Genomic DNA, 3,138 nt, shown 5'->3' with positions numbered 1-3,138 from the left:
CGAACAGCCTCGCGACTGGGAGTAGATGACGCCGGGGAGGAGGAAGCACTCCCAGATGAACAAGGCAGGCGACTCAGGACGGCTCGCGCGCGAACAGCACGAGCGGGTGGAGCAGCAGCGCGAAGGCCTCGCGCACCGTCCAGTAGAGGCGGTCGATGAGGCGCATGTTGCGCTCGGTGAGGAAGGCGGGGCTGGTGGCCACCTCGAAGCCGTGGAGCCGGAAGTACTGGCGGGCGCGCAGCAGGTGGTACGGGTCGGACACCACCACCACGCTCTTCGCGCCGAGCGAGCGCAGCACCTCCGTGGAGAAGCGCGCGTTCTGCTCGGTGGAGTGGCTCTGCTCCTCCAGGAGACAGGCCTCCTCGGGGACGCCGAGCCGCACCGCGAGCTCCTTCATGACGCGGGCCTCGGAGGGGGGGTTCACCCCCACGCCGCCGGAGAAGAGGAGCCGGGGGGCGATGCCCTGGTGGTAGAGCTCCACCGCCTTCTCGATGCGGGCGCGCAGCGCGGGAGAGGGCGAGCCCCCCGGTAGCACCCGGGCGCCGAGCACCACGACGATGTCCGAGCGGACGGCGCGCTCGCGCTGGCCGAAGCGGTCGACCACGAAGGCCAGCCCATAGACGCCGCAGGTGAGCACACCGGCGATGACGAACACCCAGCGCCGCAGGGGCCCGGGCCCCTTCCTGAGAGCAAGCGGAGGCATGGGGGCAGGGTACGCCATCGCCTCAGCGGGAGGGGAGCCGTCGGAAGGATTCTGGAGAGTCGAGGACGAGCCCGCTGGAGTAGACGCGCGGTTCCGCGCGGAAGCCGGGCTCACCCCACCTTGCGGAAGCGCTCGTAGCGCTCCACCAGGAAGCGCTGTCCTGGCTGATCCTCGCGCCGACGCGGCAGGTGGAGGTGCTGGCCGTGGAAGGATTTCACCGCGTGCTCCAGCGTCGGTCCATCCTTCGTGTCGAGCAGTGACTGGGACAGCTCGATGACCCCATCGGGCCGGATGCCCATCAGGTCCGTGTCGAACACACCATGGTGCAGCCGGCACAGCGCCAGCCCGTTCGGCACCACCGCCTCCCCCGCCTCCTCCCGGTCCGCCACGATGTGCGCCGCGTCCAGCAATTCCGACCTCGGCAGCCGGCATACCGCGCACCGCTGCTCGTAGGCTCGCAACACCTCCAGCCGGAAGCGCGCCTGGTGCAGTCTGCGCTTCGCCCGCACCGTGACGTACTCGCGGCGGATGTCGATGGCCCTCGCGTCCGCCACCATCGGTACACCGCGCTCCTGGGCCGTCAGCATCTCGTCATCCACGGTGAGCGTGCACTCCAGCCGCTCCCGGTCGATCCCCCGGATGAAGATGGGCCAGAGGGGTTGATAGACGCCGACCTCCACCGCGCAGAAGTAGATCAGCGGCGCGGACAGCTTCCACGCCTGCTGAAGCAACTGGTTGTCTCGATTGTCCGGATCGTCCCCCTGCAGCTTGTAGAGGAAGACGCCCTCTCCGCGTTGGGAGTCCTCGTAGCGCGCGACGCGGCCTCCACGCGGAATGATGGTCTTGAGGGAGAGCGCGGCGCCCCGCATCTCCTTCGGCCGGAAGATGCCTCGCGCCTTGGTCGCGAAGTAGAGGTGCTGGCCCTTGAACTCGAAGCCCTTCTCGATGTCCTTCCACTCCAACGTGGGCCCGTGCCGAGCCACCAGCCATTCCAGGGTCTGGAAGGCCGCGGCTCGAACTTCCCAGTCTGGATCGAGCGTCGGGAGGGACATCGGGGCTCGACCAGGTTAACGGGCCCGTGTCCCTCCCACAACCGACCCTCCGAGTCCCCAGAGGGAGAGGAGACCCGCGAGTCCCCTTCCCGGGACACCCGCCCCAGCGTGACGAGCGCTCCCCTGCCCTGGCTCCGTCCGCGCTCCAGGCCCAGGTGACTTTTGGAGTAGCTGACACGGGCCCCACTTCTGATACGGTGGACCGCGCAGGTCATCCCCTCCGAAACAACTTCTCACATGGTCCCTTCCCCTCGTCGCTCCCGCACCGCACGGCCCCTGGGCCCCTGGTCTCTCCTCCCCGCGCTCCTGCTGCTGCTGGCGGGACTCGGACTGACCTGGCCGCCCGGGAACGCTGGACCGCCCCCGTCCTCCCCGCCCGTCCCGGCGAGGAGCGAGGGCCGTTGGGTGCCCCCCGCCGCCCCGAGCCCGGGTGAGGCCCACCCCTCACCTCAGCAGCCCGCCTCGGACGCCGAGCCGCGCTCGCCCGGCGCTCCGTCCGACGACGACGCGTCGCTCGACGAGGTGTTCCTGGAAGGCACCGTGGTGGCCAGGGACGGCCGGCCCGTGGCCGGGGTGGAGCTGTACCTCGTCCTTCCGGAATCGGAGGACGACGACGGCCCCCTTCCCCACTCCACCCGCTCGCGCAAGGACGGCTCGTTCCTCCTGGCCTCGTCCCAACCCGGTCCCCACACCGTGCGCCTCTACCACCGCGACTTCCTCCTCACCGAGCTGTCCGTGACGTTCCCCGCCGAGGGTGCGCGGCTGGTGCTGCGCGACGGGGCCTCGCTCGAGGTCGAGGTGCTCGACGAAGCCGGCCTCCCCGTGGCCGGCTCCGAGGTCCAGCTCGTCGAGCGCCACGGCGCCCACTTCACGGACGGCTCCGGAAAGGTCACCCTCCGAGGCCACCCGCCCGGGCGCTACCGGGTGGTCGCCGCGACGCCCGCGGGCGAGCCCCCGCTCACCGTGAGCGCCCACGTGGAGCTCCGGGGCACGGAGCACCACTCCGTGCGCCTGCGCTTCGCCCCGGGCCAGCGGCTGTCGGGCGTGGTGGTGGACGCACGGGGGCAGCCGGTGGCGGGCGCGGAGGTCCGGGCCGTGCCCGCCGTCCTGGGGGAGTCCGCGCTCCACCACGGCGAGCTGGGGCCCTTCTCCACGCGCTTCTACCGGGAGTGGTACTCCGGGAGCCCCCGGCCCTCGCGCTCGGGGCCCGAGGGCCGCTTCACCCTGACCGACCTGCCCGCCGGCGCCCTGGTGGTGACCGCGCTCAAGGAGGGCTACACCCTGGACGAGCGGGTCTCCCCGGGCCTGGTGCGGAAGATTGACACGTGGCCGGGGGTGCTCGCCGAGCCGGGCTCGGGCGAGGTGCGCCTGGTGCTGACCCAC

General features: G+C 71.4%; 2 protein-coding genes and 1 pseudogene. 1 reads left to right on the top strand and 2 read right to left on the bottom strand.

Annotated features, from left to right (window positions below; translation table 11 throughout):
• Window positions 1-73: 73 nt before the first annotated feature.
• Window positions 74-703, bottom strand: coding sequence for a YdcF family protein (locus VF697_RS26090; RefSeq protein ID WP_331099427.1), 630 nt, complete (start codon window positions 701-703; stop codon window positions 74-76).
• Window positions 704-813: 110 nt separating this feature from the next.
• Window positions 814-1,755 (bottom strand): HNH endonuclease, encoded by a 942-nt coding sequence (locus tag VF697_RS26085; RefSeq protein WP_331099426.1) that lies wholly within the window; start codon window positions 1,753-1,755, stop codon window positions 814-816.
• A gap of 405 nt (window positions 1,756-2,160) precedes the next feature.
• Between VF697_RS26085 and VF697_RS26080 the strand changes: the two are divergent.
• A pseudogene (locus VF697_RS26080) lies at window positions 2,161-3,138 on the top strand (carboxypeptidase-like regulatory domain-containing protein); the annotation flags it as partial.

Source organism: Archangium sp., assembly GCF_036388035.1.
Classification (GTDB): Bacteria; Myxococcota; Myxococcia; order Myxococcales; family Myxococcaceae; genus Archangium.
This window is presented reverse-complemented; position numbering and strand designations above follow the sequence as displayed.